We start from the raw sequence: 16,066 nt of genomic DNA on the forward strand, positions 1-16,066 counted from the left end.
CGACCCGGACGTCGAAGACGGACACGGGGACGTCCCGGCCGTCGTCAGGCTTACTTGTAGCGGTAGACGATGCGCCCGCGGGTCAGGTCGTACGGCGACAGTTCGACGACGACCCGGTCCTCCGGCAGGATGCGGATGTAGTGCTGCCGCATCTTGCCGCTGATGTGAGCCAGCACCTTGTGGCCGTTCGCGAGCTCCACCCGGAACATGGCGTTCGGCAGGGGCTCGATGACCCGACCCTCGATCTCGATGGCTCCGTCTTTTTTCGGCATGTACTCCGCTGTCCTGACGTCGGTTACTCCGGACGGCCCACAACGTCTTACACGGGTGAACTGACCAAGATCAGGTCACCCGCGCCAGCCGCGGCTCCGACTCCCACCGAAGCGCAGGGTGGGCATGGCGGAGTGGACGCTGTGCGCCGATCTGAAAGTGTACGCCCGCACGCGCACCGTCGCCAAACCGGCCGGCCGTCCGGTCCCCCCGACGGGGGATTTCCGGCGCGGCTGTGACCAGCGGCACAGCTCCCGCCGCCTCAGCGGTGACGGTCGCCTCGCTTCCGACCGTGGTCGACGCCGATCAGCCCGACCGACTGCATCAGCACCAGGCCGCCCCACGGCCCCAGCACCCAGAGCGGCCAGACACCGGCGGTGTGGCCGGTGGCGATCACGCTGATCAGCCAGATCGGCAGCAGCAGCGCGGCCACCCGCAGCCAGGGCATCCAGAGGCCGAGCAGCCGCGAGCGGGTGTCCGGCGCGGCCGGCGTCCCGGCCCCGGCGGCCGGCTCGCCGCCCGGGACGGCCGCTGCGGGCGCGGGCGGCGCCGGCGCGAGTGGTGGCGTCGCGGGCGGTGGCGTCGGGGTGGCGGGCACCACGGCGGACCGCTCGGCCGGCGCCGGGCCCGGCAGGTCGGCCACCACCTCGTCCAGGTCGGCGTAGGTGCGGGCGCCGTACGCGCGGGCCAGCCGCTCGTCGTACTCGTGCAGGCCGAGCCGGCCCTCCTCCAGCGCCACCCGGAGCCGTTCCGCCGTGGCCTCCCGGTCACGGTCGGCCGCCCGCATCTCCCGCTGCCCGTCCATGACGGCAAGGATGCCACCGGCCCGCCACCGGACGGAAACCCGCCACCCGGCCCGCGCCCCAACCGCGCCCGCCGGCCTCCTCGACGCCCGCCACGTAGCGTGACCCGGCTGGCAGGGAGGCAACCCCGCGCCGATATACCGCCTGGTCATAATTATGACCAGGCGGTATATCGGTTGAAGTGACGAACCGCTAGTCGGGATCGCCGTGGCCCCCGCCGTCCCTGCAGAATGCCGGACGGTCGCCGGGACGCCGCGACGCCCGGGCGCCGGGACGCCGGTCACCAGGCCCGGCCGAACACCGCACCCGCCGAGTGGTCGAGCCTGACAGAACACCGCGCCGTCCGGCCGTCGAGCCGTAGCCCGACAGGACACCGCGACCGTCCCGGCCGCCAAACCCGGCGGAACACCGGGGGCGGCTGACGCCGCGAGGGTGAGCGGCGGGCCGGCCGGACGGGTCAGCGGGCCGGGGAGTCCGCGGGCTGGCGGGCGGTGACCAGGTCGCCGAGGCGGGCCCGGCCGCCGTCCTCGGCGGTCAGCACCCAGACGCCGTCGTCCAGCAGCGCCATCGAGTGCTCGACGTGTACCGCCATCGAGCGGTCGCGCGTCACCACGGTCCAGCCGTCGGACAGTTCGACCGTGCGCGGAGAGCCCATCGTGATCATCGGCTCGATGGCGAGCGCCAGGCCGGGAACCAGGCGCGGCCCCTTGCCGGGGCGGCCGTGGTTCAGCACGTGCGGGTCCTGGTGCATCTCGGTGCCGATGCCGTGGCCGCCGTAGCCGTCGACGATCCCGTACCGGCCGCCCTTGCGGACCGCGCTCTCCACCGCGTGGGAGATGTCGGTGAGCCGGCCCTTGCCGGAGGCCGCGCCCCGGGCGGCGGTGGCGATGCCGGCCCACATCGCGTCCTCGGCCACCTCGGCCATCCGCAGCAGTGCCGGGTCGACCTCCCCCACCGCCACCGTGACGGCCGCGTCGCCGTGCCAGCCGTCGAGCACCGCGCCGCAGTCGATCGAGATCAGGTCACCCTCGCGCAGCACCTGCTGGGCCGACGGGATGGCGTGCACCACCTGCTCGTTGACCGAGGAGCAGATCGACGCCGGGAACCCGTGGTAGCCCTTGAACGACGGGACCGCGCCCGCCTCCCGGATGGTGGCCTCGGCGATCGCGTCGAGGTCGGCCGTCGTCACGCCGGGGGCGACCGCCTCACGCATCCGGCGCAGGGCACGGGCGACCACCAGACCGGCGGCCCGCATCAGCTCGATCTGCTCGGGGGTCTTCAGCTGGATGTCCAGCTGGGGACGGCGCATGGCGGTCTAACCTTTCGTCGCGCGTACGCGGAACAGCGGGGCACGTCGCGCGTACCCCGCCGTTCGCACTCTATCCGCCGGACGGCGGTGGGTCGTCAGCCGCCGTAGGAGCGCAGCGCGTCGATGGCCCGGACGGTGACGTCCTCCACCGGCCCGGTCGCGTCGATGCCGACCAGCTTGCCCTGGGCGCCGTAGTAGTCCACCAGCGGCGCGGTCTTCTCGGCGTACTCCCGCAGCCGCGCCGCGATGGTCTCCGGCTTGTCGTCGTCCCGCTGGAACAGCTCCGCGCCGCAGCGGTCGCAGATGCCCTCGCGGGTGGTCGCGTCGAACTCGACGTGCCAGATCTTGCCGCAGCCCCGGCAGGTGCGCCGGCCGGACAGCCGCCGGATCACCTCGTCGTCGTCGACGACCAGCTCCAGCACCAGGTCCAGCGCGGAGCCCAGGTCGGCGAGGAGCTTGTCCAGCTCGGCGGCCTGCGGCGTGGTGCGCGGGAAACCGTCGAGCAGGAAGCCCTCGCCGGCGTCCGGCTCGGCGAGCCGGTCGCGCACCATGTTGATGGTGACGTCGTCCGGGACCAGCTTGCCGGCGTCCATGTACCGCTTGGCCTCGACACCCAGGGGCGTGCCCTGGGTGACGTTGGCCCGGAAGATGTCACCGGTCGAGATCTTCGGCACCGAGAGGTGGGCGGCGATGAACTCCGCCTGTGTGCCCTTGCCCGCGCCCGGCGGGCCAACCAGAACGAGTCGCATCTACCGCAGGAACCCTTCGTAGTTCCGCTGCATGAGTTGGCTCTCGATCTGCTTCACGGTCTCCAGACCGACGCCGACCATGATGAGCACAGCGGTGCCGCCGAACGGGAAGTTCTGGAACTGCTGGTTGTCCAGCCAGATGAAGAAGAAGTTCGGCAGGATCGCGATGATGCCCAGGTAGAGCGCACCCGGCAGGGTGATCCGGCTGAGGATGAAGTCGAGGTACTCGGCGGTCGGCTTGCCGGGGCGGATGCCCGGCACGAAGCCGCCGTACTTCTTCATGTTGTCCGCGACCTCGGTCGGGTTGAACGTGATGGACACGTAGAAGTAGGTGAAGAAGATGATCAGCAGGAAGTAGATCGCGATGTGCTCCGGCGCGCTCGCCTTCACGATGTGGTTCTGGATCCACGCCTGGACCTTGCCCGGGTCGTTCGGATCGAAGAACTGGAGCGCGAGCTGCGGCAGGTAGAGCAGCGACGAGGCGAAGATGACCGGGATGACGCCGGCCTGGTTCACCTTGAGCGGGATGTAGGTCGAGGTGCCGCCGTACATCCGCCGGCCGATCATGCGCTTGGCGTACTGCACCGGGATCCGGCGCTGCGCCTGCTCGATGAAGGTCACCGCGGTGATGACCAGGAGCACCAGGGCGATGACGAGGAGGAACATCCCCCAGCCCTTGGTGGTCTTGATCTTCCAGCCCTCGCTGGGGAGGCGGGCCGCGATCGAGGTGAAGATCAGCACGGACATGCCGTTGCCGACGCCGCGGTCGGTGATCAGCTCACCGAGCCACATCACCACGCCGGTGCCGGCGGTCATCGTCATGACCAGGATGGTCAGCGTCAGCCAGTCCGGGATGCCGGTGCCCTTGGGCACGATCGGGAACTGGTCGCACTGGTTGTTGAACAGCTGCCCGGAGCGGGCCAGCGCCACGAACGCCGAGGACTGGAGGATGCCCAGGCCCAGCGTCAGGTAGCGGGTGTACTGGGTGATCTTCGCCTGGCCGGCCTGGCCCTCCTTGCGGAGCTGCTCCAGCCGCGGGATCACCACCGTCAGCAGCTGCAGGATGATCGACGCGGTGATGTAGGGCATGATGCCCAGCGCGAAGACCGAGAGCTGGAGCAGCGCGCCGCCGGAGAAGAGATCCAGCAGGTTGAGCACGCCGGTGCTGCCCTGGATGGTGTCGAGGCACTTCTGCACGTTGCCGTACGAGACGCCCGGGCTGGGCAGCGTGGCGCCCAGCCGGTAGACCGCGATGATGCCTACTGTGAACAGCAGCTTCTTGCGCAGGTCAGGCGTACGGAACGCACTGAGAAAGGCGGACAGCAACTTCTTCCTCCTGCGCGACGCGGGCCGCCGGTGACGATCCCTGGCGGGGCGGGGTGGGTGCCGGGCGGAGCGCCCGATATCCATGGCTGGGAACGGACTCTAACAGCCCGGTCCCGGTCCGGGCAGATGTGCCCGGCTACATAAAACGAATCCGATGTTACCCGGCGCACACGTCGCCGGTAGACCATGGCGCCCGCCCAGTTGTGAACAACTGAGCGGGCGCCACGAACATGCCTTACAGCTCGGTGACCGAGCCACCGGCCGCGGTGATCTTCTCCTTGGCCGACGCGCTGAACGCGTGCGCCGTCACCTGGAGGGACACACCGCCGAGGTCGCCGGTGCCGAGCACCTTGACCGGGTGGCCCTTGCGGACCGCACCGGCCTCGACCAGCTCGACCGGGCCGACCTGGCCGCCGTTCGGGAAGAGCTCGGCGAGCCGGTCCAGGTTGACCACCTGGAACACGACCTTGAACTTGTTCTTGAAGCCCTTCATCTTCGGCAGGCGCATGTGGATGGGCATCTGCCCACCCTCGAACGCCGCCGAGATGTTCTTGCGGGCCTTCGAACCCTTGGTACCGCGGCCGGCGGTCTTGCCCTTCGAGCCCTCACCGCGACCCACACGGGTCTTGTCGGTCTTGGCACCCGGAGCCGGACGCAGGTGGTGCACCTTGATCGTCATTACTCGACCTCCTCGACCTTCACGAGGTGGTTGACCGTGAAGATCATGCCGCGGATCTCCGGCCGGTCCTCCTTGACCACCACGTCGTTGATCCGCTTGAGACCGAGGGAACGCAGCGAGTCACGCTGGTTCTTCTTGGTCCCGATCTCGGACCGGACCTGGGTGACCTTCAGGCGTGCCATCAGGACGCCACCCCCGCCCGCGACGCCAGCATGGCGGCCGGCGCAACGTCCTCGACCGGCAGACCACGACGCGCCGCGACCTGCTCGGGGGACTCGAGCCCCTTCAGGGCCGCCACGGTGGCGTGCACGATGTTGATCGGGTTCGACGAGCCGAGGCTCTTGGAGAGCACGTCGTGGATGCCCGCGCACTCCAGCACGGCGCGCACCGGACCGCCGGCGATGACACCCGTACCGGCCGAGGCCGGCTTGAGCAGCACCACACCGGCCGCGTCCTCACCCGTCACCGGGTGCGGGATCGACTGACCGATCCGCGGCACCTTGAAGAAGTGCTTCTTGGCCTCCTCGACACCCTTGGCGATCGCCGCGGGCACCTCCTTGGCCTTTCCGTAGCCCACACCGACGGTGCCGTCGCCGTCGCCCACGATCACCAGGGCGGTGAAGCTGAAGCGACGACCACCCTTCACGACCTTGGCGACGCGGTTGATCGCGACGACCCGCTCGAGGTGCGGGGTCTTCTCGACGGGCGCGTTTCCGCGGCCGCCCTCACGGCGGTTGTCGCGGCGACCACCCTCGTTGCCACCGGACCCGCCGCCACGGCGCTGTTGACCTGGCATCAGCAGCCTTCCTTCTCTCTCGTGACGGGGTTTCTAGAACTCGAGCCCGGCTTCGCGGGCGGCGTCGGCAAGCGCGGCGACCCGCCCCGCGTACCGGTTGCCACCGCGGTCGAAGACGACCTTCGAGACGCCGGCGGCCTTGGCACGCTCGGCGAGCAGGGCGCCGACCTTGCCGGCCAGGGCGCTCTTGTCGCCCTCGGCGCCGCGCAGCGAGGCGTCCATGGTCGAGGCCGACGCCAGGGTGTGACCCTTGGTGTCGTCGACGACCTGGGCGACCATGTGCCGCAGGGAGCGGGTGACGACCAGGCGGGGACGCTCGGCCGTGCCGTTGACGTTCTTGCGGACCCGGAAGTGCCGACGCGCACGCCCGACGGCACGCTTGGCGGCGACGCCGCGGCGGCGCTTGAGCAGCGTGGCGCTCACTTCTTACCTGCCTTTCCAGCCTTGCGGCGGATGACCTCGCCCTGGTACTTCACGCCCTTGCCCTTGTAGGGCTCCGGCGGGCGGATCTTCCGGATGTTGGCGGCGACCTCGCCGACCTGCTGCTTGTCGATGCCGGCCACGTGGAACAGCGTCGGCCGCTCCACCGTGAACGTGATGCCGTCCGGCGCCGGCACGAGCACCGGGTGCGAGAACCCGAGCGCGAACTCCAGGTCCTTGCCCTTGGCGGTCACGCGGTAACCGGTACCGGCGATCTCCAGGCTCTTGCGGTAGCCCTCGGTCACGCCGACGATCATGTTGGCCACCAGCGTACGGCTCAGGCCGTGCAGCTCCTTGGCCTTGCGCTCGTCGTTGGGCCGGTTGACGTGCAGCGCGCCGTCCTCGCCCCGCTCCGCCGTGATCGGCTCGGCCAGCACGTGGCTCAGCTCGCCCTTGGGGCCCTTGACCTTGACGGTCTGGCCGTCGATCGTGATGTCGACGCCGGATGGCACCGGGATCGACTTACGTCCAATACGCGACATTTCTACCTGTCTCCCGTTACCAGACGAAGGCGAGGACTTCCCCGCCAACGCTCCGCTTGCGGGCCTGCCGGTCGGTGAGCAGCCCCTGGGACGTCGAAATGATCGCCACGCCCAGCCCGCCGAGCACCCGCGGGAGCCCGTCCGACTTGGCGTACACCCGGAGACCGGGCTTGGACACGCGCTTGATGCCGGCCAGGCTCCGCTCGCGGTTCTGGCCGTACTTCAGCTCGACGACCAGTCGCTTGCCGACGGCGCCCTCCTCGGGCTCCTCGACCGACCAGGTGGCGATGTAACCCTCGGCCTTGAGGACCTCGGCGATGTTCGCCTTGATCTTCGAGTAGGGCATCGTCACCCGGTCGTGGTACGCCTGGTTGGCGTTACGCAGACGCGTGAGCATGTCTGCGATCGGGTCGGTCATCGTCATGAAAACTCGTCAACCTTTCTCGCCGGGGTTCCCCGGGCCAGGCCCGGGGCCTACGGCGAAGAGACAGTTCAGCTGACGCGCCGGAGCGCGCCGGGCTATTACCAGGAAGCCTTGGACACGCCGGGCAGCTCACCGCGGTGGGCCATCTCCCGGATGCACACCCGGCAGAGACCGAACTTGCGGTAGACCGCCTTCGGACGCCCGCACCGCTGGCAGCGGGTGTACGCGCGAACCGAGAACTTCGGCTTCGCGGCCGCCTTGAGGATCAGCGCCTTCTTGGCCATCTCAGTTCTCCTTGAACGGGAAGCCCAGGAGCTTGAGCAGCGCCCGGCCCTCGTCGTCGGTCGTGGCGGTCGTGACCACCGTGATGTCCATGCCCCGCTGGCGATCGATCTTGTCCTGGTCGATCTCGTGGAACACCGACTGCTCGGTCAGACCGAACGTGTAGTTGCCGTGCCCGTCGAGCTTGCGCCCGTCCAGACCGCGGAAGTCACGGATACGCGGCAGCGCGATCGACAGCAGCCGGTCCAGGAACTCCCACATCCGGTCGCCGCGGAGGGTGACCTTCGCGCCGATCGGCATGCCCTCGCGGAGCTTGAACTGCGCGATGGACTTGGTCGCCCGCCGGACCAGCGGCTTCTGACCGGTGATCGTGGCGAGGTCGCGGACCGCGCCGTCGATCAGCTTGGCGTCCCGAGCGGCCTCGCCGACACCCATGTTGACGACGATCTTGACCAGGCCGGGCACCTGCATGGGGTTGCCGTAGGCGTACTGCTCCTGCAGCTTCGCCACGACCTCGTTGCGGTACCGCTCCTTGAGGCGCGGCAGGGTCTTGGTTTCGGTAGCCGTGGTCATCACAGGTCCTTACCGGTGCTACGCGCGATGCGGACCTTCTGGCCGTTGTCGTCGATCCGGTAGCCGATGCGGGTCGGCTTGCCGTCGGAGTCCAGGACCATCACGTTCGAGACGTGGATCGGGGCCTCCTGGGTGACGATGCCACCGGTCTTGGCGCCACGCTGGGTGGTGCTGATGCGGGTGTGCTTCTTGACCCGGTTCACGCCCTCGACCAGGACCTTGTCCTGCCGCGGGTAGGCCGCGATGACCTTGCCCTTGGCACCCTTGTCCTTGCCGGCGATGACGACGACCGTGTCGCCCTTCTTGACCTTCACGGTCACAACACCTCCGGCGCGAGAGAGATGATCTTCATGAACCGCTTGTCCCGCAGCTCCCGGCCCACCGGGCCGAAGATGCGGGTACCGCGCGGGTCCCCACCGTCCTTGATGATGACGGCGGCGTTCTCGTCGAAGCGGATGTACGACCCGTCCGGCCGCCGCTTCTCCTTGGCGGTCCGAACGACGACGGCCTTGACGACGTCGCCCTTCTTCACACCGGCACCGGGGATCGCGTCCTTGACCGTGGCCACGATGACGTCGCCGATGCTCGCGTAGCGCCGACCGGAGCCACCGAGAACCCGGATGCACAGGATCTCCCGGGCACCCGTGTTGTCGGCGACGCGCAGTCGCGACTCCTGCTGAATCACGTCTATCTCCTATGTCTGCCGGTTCTCCGGCCGCCGGGGGCGGCCGGAGCCTGGCGGAACCTGCGCCCGACCGATACCGGCCGAGCTCGAGCCTTCGCTACTTGGCCTTCTCGAGGATCTCCACGAGCCGCCACCGCTTGGTGGCGGAGAGCGGCCGGGTCTCCATGATCAGGACCCGGTCGCCGATGCCGGCCGAGTTCTGCTCGTCGTGCACCTTCAGCTTGCTCGTACGGCGCATGATCTTGCCGTACAGCGCGTGCTTGACCCGGTCCTCGACCTCGACCACGACGGTCTTGTCCATCTTGTCGCTGACCACGAGGCCCTCGCGGACCTTGCGGCGGGACCGCGCGGCGGCGGTGGTGGTGTTCTCACTCATGATGCAGTCACCTCAGTCGGCGCGGCCGAGAGACCCAGCTCACGCTCACGCATGATCGTGTAGATCCGGGCGATCTCCCGACGGATGACCTGCAGCCGCCGGTTGTTGTCCAGCTGCCCGGTTGCGGCCTGCACGCGGAGGTTGAACAGCTCCGCCTTGGCCTCGCGCAGCTTCGTGACCAGCTCCTCCTCGGAGAGCTCACGCAGCTCGGAAGGCTTGACGCCCGCTGCCATCAGGATTCACCCACTTCGCGCGTAACAATGCGGCACTTCATCGGGAGCTTGTGGATCGCGCGACGCATCGCCTCTCGCGCGATCTGCTCGTTGGGGAAGGACATCTCGAAGAGGACCCGCCCCGGCTTGACGTTGGCGACCCACCACTCGGGCGAACCCTTACCGGAACCCATCCGGGTCTCGGCCGGCTTCTTGGTGAGGGCCTGGTCCGGGAAGATCGTGATCCAGACCTTGCCGCCACGCTTGATGTGACGGGTCATCGCGATACGCGCCGACTCGATCTGACGGTTGGTCACGTACGCCGGCTCGAGAGCCTGGATCCCGAACTCGCCGAACACCACCCGGTTACCGCCCTTGGACGCGCCGTGGCGGTCCGGGTGGTGCGGCTTGCGGAAGCCCTTCGGGGGCTTGCGCGGCATCAGCATCTGTCAGCCCTCCTGCTGCTGTTCTGCCGGCTGGTTCGGAGCCGAGGCGGCTGCGGCGACAGCGCTGCTGTCGACCGGCTCACCGGCCGGCGTCTCCGCCTGCTGCGCGATGGTGGTCGCGGCAGCGCGGCCGGCCTCGGTGCCACCGGCGGTCGTACCCGACGAGCCCGACCGACCACGGCGCGGCCGGTCCGGCCGGTCGCCACGGTCACGGCGCGGGCCGCGCGACGGGGCGGCCTCGGCCGGGGCCTCGCGGCCCGGCACGGCGTCGCCCTTGTAGATCCAGACCTTCACGCCGATCCGGCCGAAGGTGGTACGGGCCTCGAAGAAGCCGTACTCGATGTTGGCCCGCAGCGTGTGCAGCGGGACCCGGCCCTCGCGGTAGAACTCGGTCCGGCTCATCTCGGCGCCGCCGAGACGACCCGAGACCTGCACCCGGATGCCCTTGCAGACCGGGTTCTTCATCGCGGACTGCATCGCCTTGCGCATGGCCCGACGGAAGCTGACCCGGCTGGACAGCTGCTCGGCGACGCCCTGGGCGACCAGCTGCGCGTCCGACTCGGGGCTCTTCACCTCGATGATGTTCAGCTGGACCTGCTTGCCGGTGAGCTTCTCCAGCTCGCCGCGGATCCGGTCGGCCTCCGCACCCTTACGGCCGATGACGATGCCCGGCCGGGCGGTGTGGATGTCGACGCGGACCCGGTCCCGGGTGCGCTCGATGTCGACCTTGGAGATCCCGGCACGCTCGAGGCCCTTGGACATCATCCGGCGGATCTTGACGTCCTCGCCGATGTAGTCCTTGTAGAGCTTGTCCGCGAACCAGCGGGACTTCCAGTCGGTCGAGATGCCGAGCCGGAACCCGGTGGGGTGAACCTTCTGACCCATTACTCGGCACCCTCCGTCGTGCTCTGCTGCGCCGGCTCGGCCTGCTTGGCCGGAGCGGCCTTCTTGGCCGACTTCTTCGGCGCGGCCGCAGCCACGGCCTCGACCGCCACCGTGATGTGGCAGGTCCGCTTGCGGATCCGGTAGGCCCGGCCCTGCGCCCGCGGCCGGAACCGCTTCATCGTCGGGCCCTCGTCGACGAACGCCTCGCTGACGAGCAGCGCATCGGGGTCCAGCCGCTCGTTGTTCTCCGCGTTGGCGATCGCGCTAGCGAGCACCTTGTACACCTGCTCGCTCGCCGCCTGCGGCGCGAACTGCAGCACCGTGAGCGCCTCCTTCGCGGGCAGGCCGCGGACGAGGTTGACCACCCGGCGCGCCTTCATCGGCGAGATGCGCACGTGCCGCGCAACCGCCCGCGCGCCCGGAAGCACCGGAGCGTCGCCCTTTCCTGGCATCGCTGTAACCCCTTGTTCCTCTATCCGTATGCCCGCGGCGTCAGCGCCGGCGGCTCTTCCGGTCGTCCTTCTCGTGACCCTTGAACGTGCGGGTCAGCGCGAACTCGCCGAGCTTGTGCCCGACCATGGCCTCGGTCACGAAGACCGGGACGTGCTTGCGTCCGTCGTGCACGGCGATCGTGTGACCCAGCATCTCCGGGATGATCGTCGAGCGTCGCGACCAGGTCTTGATGACGTTCTTCGAGCCCTTGTCGTTCTGCGTCTCCACCTTCTTGAGCAGGTGGTCGTCGACGAACGGGCCCTTCTTCAGGCTGCGAGGCATGTCTTATCTCCCTCAGCCGCGCTTACGCGTGGCGTAGCGGCGGCGGACGATCAGCCGGTCGCTCGGCTGGCCCTTACGACGGGTGCGGCCCTCGGGCTTACCCTGCGGGTTGACCGGGTGGCGACCACCGGAGGTCTTACCCTCACCACCACCGTGCGGGTGGTCGACGGGGTTCATCGCGACACCACGGACGGTCGGGCGCTTGCCCTTCCACCGCATGCGGCCGGCCTTGCCCCAGTTGATGTTCGACTGGTCGGCGTTGCCGATCTCGCCGATGCTGGCGCGGCAGCGCACGTCCACCCGCCGGATCTCGCCGGACGGCATACGCAGGGTCGCGTACGCGCCCTCACGGCCGAGCAGCTGGATGCCGACGCCGGCCGAGCGGGCCAGCTTGGCGCCGCCGCCCGGACGCAGCTCCACGTTGTGGATGGTGGTACCGACCGGGATGTTGCGCAGCGGCAGGTTGTTGCCCGGCTTGATGTCGGCGCCCGGGCCCGACTCCACGGCGTCGCCCTGCTTCAGGTCCTTCGGCGCGAGGATGTAGCGCTTCTCGCCGTCGGCGTAGTGCAGCAGCGCGATGCGCGCGGTGCGGTTCGGGTCGTACTCGATGTGGGCGACCTTCGCCGGCACGCCGTCCTTGTCGACCCGCTTGAAGTCGATCAGACGGTACTGGCGCTTGTGGCCGCCACCGTGGTGCCGCGTGGTGATCCGGCCGTGGGCGTTGCGTCCGCCCTTCTTCGGCAGCGGAGCCAGCAGCGACTTCTCGGGCGTCGACCGGGTGATCTCGGCGAAGTCGGCAACGCTCGAGCCACGCCGGCCCGGCGTCGTCGGCTTGTACTTACGGATAGCCATTGTCTACACCCCTCAGCTGACCGGGCCGCCGAAGGCCTCGATACGGTCTCCGTCAGCCAGCTTCACGATCGCCCGCTTGGTGGACTTGCGCTGACCGAAGCCGGTCTTGGTGCGCTTGCGCTTGCCCTCACGGTTGAGCGTGTTGACCGTCAGGACGCGGACGTTGAAGATCTGCTGGATAGCGATCTTGATCTCGGTCTTGTTGGCGTCCGGGTGCACCAGGAAGGTGTACCAGTTGCGGTTCAGCTCGCTGTAGCTCTTCTCCGAGACGACCGGAGCGACGATGATGTCGCGCGGATCGGCGATCGTGCTCACTTGCCACCCTCCTCGGTGGTCTCGGCGGGAACGCCCAGGAACTCGTCCAGGGCCTCCTTGGTGAAGACCACGTCGTCGGCCACCAGCACGTCGTACGTGTTGAGCTGGCCGGCCTCGATCAGGTGCACCCGGCTGTCCCGCGCGTTGCGCAGGTTCCGCAGCGACACCCAGTTCAGCTCGTCGGTGCTGCTCAGCACGACCAGGACCCGACGGGCCGTGGTCAGCTTCGCCAGCGTGGTCAGAGCCGCCTTGGTCGACGGCTTCTCGCCCGAGACGAACGCCTCGACGACGTGCACCTGGCCGGCGCGGGCCCGGTCCGAGAGGGCGCCACGCAGAGCGGCGGCCTTCATCTTCTTCGGGGTGCGCTGGCTGTAGTCGCGCGGCACCGGGCCGTGGACCACGCCACCGCCGGCGAACTGCGGCGCGCGGGTCGAACCCTGGCGGGCACGACCGGTGCCCTTCTGCTTGTACGGCTTCTTGCCTCCACCGGAGACCTCGCCGCGGGTCTTGGTCTTGTGCGTGCCCTGCCGGGCCGCCGCGAGCTGAGCCACCACGACCTGGTGCATCAGCGCGATGTTCGCCTGCGCGTCGAAGATGTCGGCCGGCAGCTCGACGGAGCCGCTCTTGCCGCCTTCGACGTTGAGGACGTCAACGGTGGTCACTTGGCCGCACCGCCCTTCTTCACCTTCGCCTTGGCCGCGGTACGGACCAGGACGAGCGCGCCCTTGGGGCCGGGAATGGCGCCACGGACGAGCAGGAGGTTGTTCTCGGTGTCGACCGCCTGGACGGTCAGGTTCTGGACGGTGTAGCGCACGCCACCCATCCGGCCCGCCATCCGGGTGCCCTTGAAGACGCGACCCGGGGTGGCGCAGGCGCCGATCGAGCCGGGCGAGCGGTGCTTGCGCTCGACACCGTGGCTCGCGCGCAGGCCGTGGAAGCCGTGCCGCTTCATCGGGCCGGCGTAGCCCTTGCCCTTGGTCTTGCCGGTCACGTCGATCACGACGCCGGCCGGGAACTCCTCGACCGTGACCTCCTGGCCGGCGGAGTAGTCCGCGGCGTCCGAGGTGCGCAGCTCGACGATGTGCCGGCGCGGCGCGACGTCCGCCTTGGCGTAGTGCCCGGCGACCGGCTTCTTGACCTTGCGCGGGTCGATGGCCCCGTACGCCAGCTGGACCGCGGAGTAACCGTCCTTGTCGGCGCTACGAACCTGGCTCACGACGCACGGGCCGGCCTGCACCACGGTCACGGGGACAACCTTGTTGTTGTCCCAGACCTGGGTCATGCCGAGCTTGGCGCCCAGGATCCCCTTGACTTGCCTGTCCATTTGATCGATCCCTACAGCTTGATCTCGATGTCGACGCCAGCCGGCAGGTCGAGGCGCATGAGCGAGTCGACCGTCTTCGGGGTCGGGTCGATGATGTCGATCAGACGCTTGTGCGTGCGCATCTCGAAGTGCTCGCGCGAGTCCTTGTACTTGTGCGGCGAGCGGATGACGCAGAAACGGTTGATCTCCGTGGGCAGCGGCACCGGGCCAGCGACCTGCGCCCCGGTACGCGTCACCGTCTCGACGATCTTCCGAGCCGAGGAGTCGACGACCTCGTGGTCATAGGCCTTGAGCCGGATGCGGATCTTCTGTCCCGCCATGGTGGCTTCTGTTCCTTCTCTCGATGCCGCTGTGTTGCGGGCGCCTGTACCGGCTGGCACAGGCCCACTTCCGCCGACCCCCGCGGTCGGGCGTGTCGCGCCCGTGGGCCAGGCTCCGCCCCGGGACTCCGGAGCGATTCTCTGACCACGCGGTGGGTCGTGGCGCCGATCGCGGGGACCGCGACCTGAACGCCGCGCGAGGGTGGTTGACCGCCGATGGCGGTCAACCACCCAACGCGAGACAGTCTGACTCCCGGAGGTCCAGCCTCAACCGGACGCGGGCGACCGACCGTCGTTACGCAACCTGACTAGTATGCCGCACGACCGGCGGCGACGCTAATCGGGGTTACCCAGCTCACTTGACGATCTTGGTGACGCGACCCGCGCCGACCGTACGACCACCCTCGCGAATCGCGAACTTCAGGTTCTCCTCCATGGCGATGGGCTGGATCAGCTTCACCGACATCGAGGTGTTGTCGCCCGGCATGACCATCTCGGTGCCCTCGGGCAGCGTGACGACGCCGGTGACGTCCGTGGTCCGGAAGTAGAACTGCGGGCGGTAGTTCTGGAAGAACGGGGTGTGGCGGCCACCCTCCTCCTTGGAGAGGATGTAGACCGTCGCCTCGAACTCCGTGTGCGGGGTCGTGGTGCCCGGCTTGATGACGACCATGCCGCGCTCGACGTCCTCGCGCTTGATGCCGCGCAGCAGCAGACCGACGTTCTCACCCGCGCGGGCCTCGTCGAGCAGCTTGCGGAACATCTCGATGCCGGTGCAGGTGGTCTTCATCGACTTCTCGCGGATGCCGACGATCTCCACCTCCTCGTTCGGCTTGAGGATGCCGCGCTCGGCGCGACCGGTCACCACGGTGCCACGGCCGGTGATCGTGAAGACGTCCTCGATGGGCATGAGGAACGGCTTCTCGGTCTCGCGCTCCGGCTGCGGGATCGCGGTGTCCACGGCGTTCATCAGGTCCATGAGCTTCCCGGTCCACTCCGGGTCGCCCTCCAGGGCCTTCAGCGCCGAGACCCGGACGACCGGCAGGTCGTCACCCGGGTACTCCTGCGAGGAGAGCAGCTCGCGGACCTCGAGCTCGACGAGCTCCAGGAGCTCCTCGTCGTCGACCATGTCGCTCTTGTTGAGCGCCACGACGATGTACGGCACGCCGACCTGACGGGCCAGCAGCACGTGCTCGCGGGTCTGCGGCATCGGGCCGTCGGTCGCCGCCACCACCAGGATCGCGCCGTCCATCTGCGCGGCACCGGTGATCATGTTCTTGATGTAGTCGGCGTGACCGGGGCAGTCGACGTGCGCGTAGTGACGCGCCTCGGTCTGGTACTCGACGTGCGCGATGGAGATCGTGATGCCGCGGGCCTTCTCCTCCGGCGCCTTGTCGATCTCGTCGAACGGCGTGTACGGGTTCAGGTCCGGGAACTGGTCGTGCAGGACCTTGGTGATGGCCGCCGTCAGCGTCGTCTTACCGTGGTCGATGTGACCAATGGTGCCGATGTTGACGTGCGGCTTAGTCCGCTCGAACTTCGCCTTCGCCACTGGTGTCCTCCTGTGGACTTTCTTGGTTCGTTCGCCCCGGTGCGCCGGTCGGCGCTTAGGACTCTGTCGACAGCCTTTCCGGCCTGACGGCCGGAGAGCCTTGGTGGGTTCTGCGGCGATGAAGCCTACAGGCCCGGAATCACACAACCCGACCG

At 68.9% G+C, this 16,066-nt stretch carries 27 protein-coding genes; all 27 read right to left on the reverse strand.

Annotation, left to right across the window (positions count from 1 at the left end):
* Positions 1-50: 50 nt before the first annotated feature.
* Entirely contained in the window at positions 51-272 is a 222-nt protein-coding gene (gene infA, locus ACN27B_RS05745; protein ID WP_007073013.1) for a translation initiation factor IF-1, read from the reverse strand.
* A 260-nt stretch (positions 273-532) separates the two neighbouring features.
* Positions 533-1,075, reverse strand: coding sequence for a DUF1707 SHOCT-like domain-containing protein (locus tag ACN27B_RS05750; protein ID WP_253866156.1), 543 nt, complete (start codon positions 1,073-1,075; stop codon positions 533-535).
* A gap of 455 nt (positions 1,076-1,530) precedes the next feature.
* Positions 1,531-2,382: a type I methionyl aminopeptidase gene (map, locus tag ACN27B_RS05755; protein WP_099163635.1), complete on the reverse strand. Its 852-nt coding sequence runs from the start codon at positions 2,380-2,382 to the stop codon at positions 1,531-1,533.
* A gap of 95 nt (positions 2,383-2,477) precedes the next feature.
* Positions 2,478-3,131 carry an adenylate kinase gene (locus ACN27B_RS05760; protein ID WP_091570097.1) on the reverse strand — a complete coding sequence of 218 codons (654 nt, stop codon included), beginning with the start codon at positions 3,129-3,131 and terminating at the stop codon, positions 2,478-2,480.
* Positions 3,132-4,457, reverse strand: coding sequence for a preprotein translocase subunit SecY (gene secY / locus ACN27B_RS05765; protein ID WP_091570092.1), 1,326 nt, complete (start codon positions 4,455-4,457; stop codon positions 3,132-3,134). It abuts the gene before it with no gap.
* Between the two features lie 235 nt (positions 4,458-4,692).
* Positions 4,693-5,136, reverse strand: a complete 444-nt coding sequence (rplO, locus tag ACN27B_RS05770) for a 50S ribosomal protein L15 (RefSeq protein WP_099163634.1) — start codon at positions 5,134-5,136, stop codon at positions 4,693-4,695.
* Positions 5,136-5,318: a 50S ribosomal protein L30 gene (rpmD, locus tag ACN27B_RS05775; protein WP_013473693.1), complete on the reverse strand. Its 183-nt coding sequence runs from the start codon at positions 5,316-5,318 to the stop codon at positions 5,136-5,138. The genes rplO and rpmD overlap by 1 nt, the downstream gene beginning before the upstream one ends.
* Positions 5,318-5,932, reverse strand: coding sequence for a 30S ribosomal protein S5 (gene rpsE / locus ACN27B_RS05780; RefSeq protein ID WP_013288621.1), 615 nt, complete (start codon positions 5,930-5,932; stop codon positions 5,318-5,320). Before rpsE ends, rpmD begins: the two co-directional genes overlap by 1 nt.
* A 33-nt stretch (positions 5,933-5,965) precedes the next feature.
* Positions 5,966-6,355 carry a 50S ribosomal protein L18 gene (rplR, locus tag ACN27B_RS05785; protein WP_091570085.1) on the reverse strand — a complete coding sequence of 130 codons (390 nt, stop codon included), beginning with the start codon at positions 6,353-6,355 and terminating at the stop codon, positions 5,966-5,968.
* A complete protein-coding gene (gene rplF / locus ACN27B_RS05790) occupies positions 6,352-6,894 on the reverse strand; it encodes a 50S ribosomal protein L6 (protein ID WP_098747838.1) in 543 nt (180 codons plus the stop codon). The genes rplR and rplF overlap by 4 nt, the downstream gene beginning before the upstream one ends.
* A gap of 16 nt (positions 6,895-6,910) precedes the next feature.
* On the reverse strand, positions 6,911-7,318 hold the full coding sequence (gene rpsH / locus ACN27B_RS05795; protein ID WP_013288624.1) for a 30S ribosomal protein S8: 408 nt from the start codon (positions 7,316-7,318) through the stop codon (positions 6,911-6,913).
* A gap of 98 nt (positions 7,319-7,416) precedes the next feature.
* Entirely contained in the window at positions 7,417-7,602 is a 186-nt protein-coding gene (locus tag ACN27B_RS05800; RefSeq protein ID WP_007073023.1) for a type Z 30S ribosomal protein S14, read from the reverse strand.
* Between the two features lies 1 nt (position 7,603).
* On the reverse strand, positions 7,604-8,173 hold the full coding sequence (rplE, locus tag ACN27B_RS05805) for a 50S ribosomal protein L5 (protein ID WP_091065804.1): 570 nt from the start codon (positions 8,171-8,173) through the stop codon (positions 7,604-7,606).
* Positions 8,173-8,493 (reverse strand): 50S ribosomal protein L24, encoded by a 321-nt coding sequence (gene rplX / locus ACN27B_RS05810; protein WP_172836497.1) that lies wholly within the window; start codon positions 8,491-8,493, stop codon positions 8,173-8,175. The genes rplE and rplX overlap by 1 nt, the downstream gene beginning before the upstream one ends.
* Positions 8,490-8,858 (reverse strand): 50S ribosomal protein L14, encoded by a 369-nt coding sequence (gene rplN / locus ACN27B_RS05815; RefSeq protein WP_007073026.1) that lies wholly within the window; start codon positions 8,856-8,858, stop codon positions 8,490-8,492. The genes rplX and rplN overlap by 4 nt, the downstream gene beginning before the upstream one ends.
* Positions 8,859-8,955: 97 nt before the next feature.
* Complete coding sequence (gene rpsQ / locus ACN27B_RS05820) at positions 8,956-9,234, reverse strand: 30S ribosomal protein S17 (protein ID WP_098747837.1); 279 nt, start codon at positions 9,232-9,234, stop codon at positions 8,956-8,958.
* Complete coding sequence (rpmC, locus tag ACN27B_RS05825; protein ID WP_013288628.1) at positions 9,231-9,467, reverse strand: 50S ribosomal protein L29; 237 nt, start codon at positions 9,465-9,467, stop codon at positions 9,231-9,233. The genes rpsQ and rpmC overlap by 4 nt, the downstream gene beginning before the upstream one ends.
* Complete coding sequence (gene rplP / locus ACN27B_RS05830; RefSeq protein WP_073834927.1) at positions 9,467-9,892, reverse strand: 50S ribosomal protein L16; 426 nt, start codon at positions 9,890-9,892, stop codon at positions 9,467-9,469. The genes rpmC and rplP overlap by 1 nt, the downstream gene beginning before the upstream one ends.
* Positions 9,893-9,895: 3 nt before the next feature.
* Positions 9,896-10,777 carry a 30S ribosomal protein S3 gene (gene rpsC / locus ACN27B_RS05835; protein ID WP_091570073.1) on the reverse strand — a complete coding sequence of 294 codons (882 nt, stop codon included), beginning with the start codon at positions 10,775-10,777 and terminating at the stop codon, positions 9,896-9,898.
* A complete protein-coding gene (rplV, locus tag ACN27B_RS05840; RefSeq protein WP_091570068.1) occupies positions 10,777-11,229 on the reverse strand; it encodes a 50S ribosomal protein L22 in 453 nt (150 codons plus the stop codon). The genes rpsC and rplV overlap by 1 nt, the downstream gene beginning before the upstream one ends.
* Positions 11,230-11,269: 40 nt before the next feature.
* Positions 11,270-11,551, reverse strand: a complete 282-nt coding sequence (rpsS, locus tag ACN27B_RS05845) for a 30S ribosomal protein S19 (RefSeq protein WP_007073032.1) — start codon at positions 11,549-11,551, stop codon at positions 11,270-11,272.
* A 12-nt stretch (positions 11,552-11,563) separates the two neighbouring features.
* Positions 11,564-12,403: a 50S ribosomal protein L2 gene (gene rplB, locus ACN27B_RS05850; RefSeq protein ID WP_091570064.1), complete on the reverse strand. Its 840-nt coding sequence runs from the start codon at positions 12,401-12,403 to the stop codon at positions 11,564-11,566.
* 12 nt (positions 12,404-12,415) lie between these two features.
* Positions 12,416-12,718, reverse strand: coding sequence for a 50S ribosomal protein L23 (gene rplW / locus ACN27B_RS05855; RefSeq protein WP_091317975.1), 303 nt, complete (start codon positions 12,716-12,718; stop codon positions 12,416-12,418).
* Positions 12,715-13,380: a 50S ribosomal protein L4 gene (gene rplD / locus ACN27B_RS05860; RefSeq protein WP_091570060.1), complete on the reverse strand. Its 666-nt coding sequence runs from the start codon at positions 13,378-13,380 to the stop codon at positions 12,715-12,717. Before rplD ends, rplW begins: the two co-directional genes overlap by 4 nt.
* Positions 13,377-14,042 carry a 50S ribosomal protein L3 gene (gene rplC / locus ACN27B_RS05865; protein WP_091570055.1) on the reverse strand — a complete coding sequence of 222 codons (666 nt, stop codon included), beginning with the start codon at positions 14,040-14,042 and terminating at the stop codon, positions 13,377-13,379. Before rplC ends, rplD begins: the two co-directional genes overlap by 4 nt.
* Positions 14,043-14,053: 11 nt before the next feature.
* On the reverse strand, positions 14,054-14,362 hold the full coding sequence (gene rpsJ, locus ACN27B_RS05870) for a 30S ribosomal protein S10 (protein ID WP_007073037.1): 309 nt from the start codon (positions 14,360-14,362) through the stop codon (positions 14,054-14,056).
* 355 nt (positions 14,363-14,717) lie between these two features.
* Positions 14,718-15,911: an elongation factor Tu gene (gene tuf / locus ACN27B_RS05875; protein ID WP_091570050.1), complete on the reverse strand. Its 1,194-nt coding sequence runs from the start codon at positions 15,909-15,911 to the stop codon at positions 14,718-14,720.
* Between the last annotated feature and the right edge of the window lie 155 nt (positions 15,912-16,066).

Origin of the sequence: Micromonospora sp. WMMD754 (genome assembly GCF_049315235.1) — a bacterium.
Classification (GTDB): Bacteria; Actinomycetota; Actinomycetes; order Mycobacteriales; family Micromonosporaceae; genus Micromonospora; species Micromonospora sediminicola.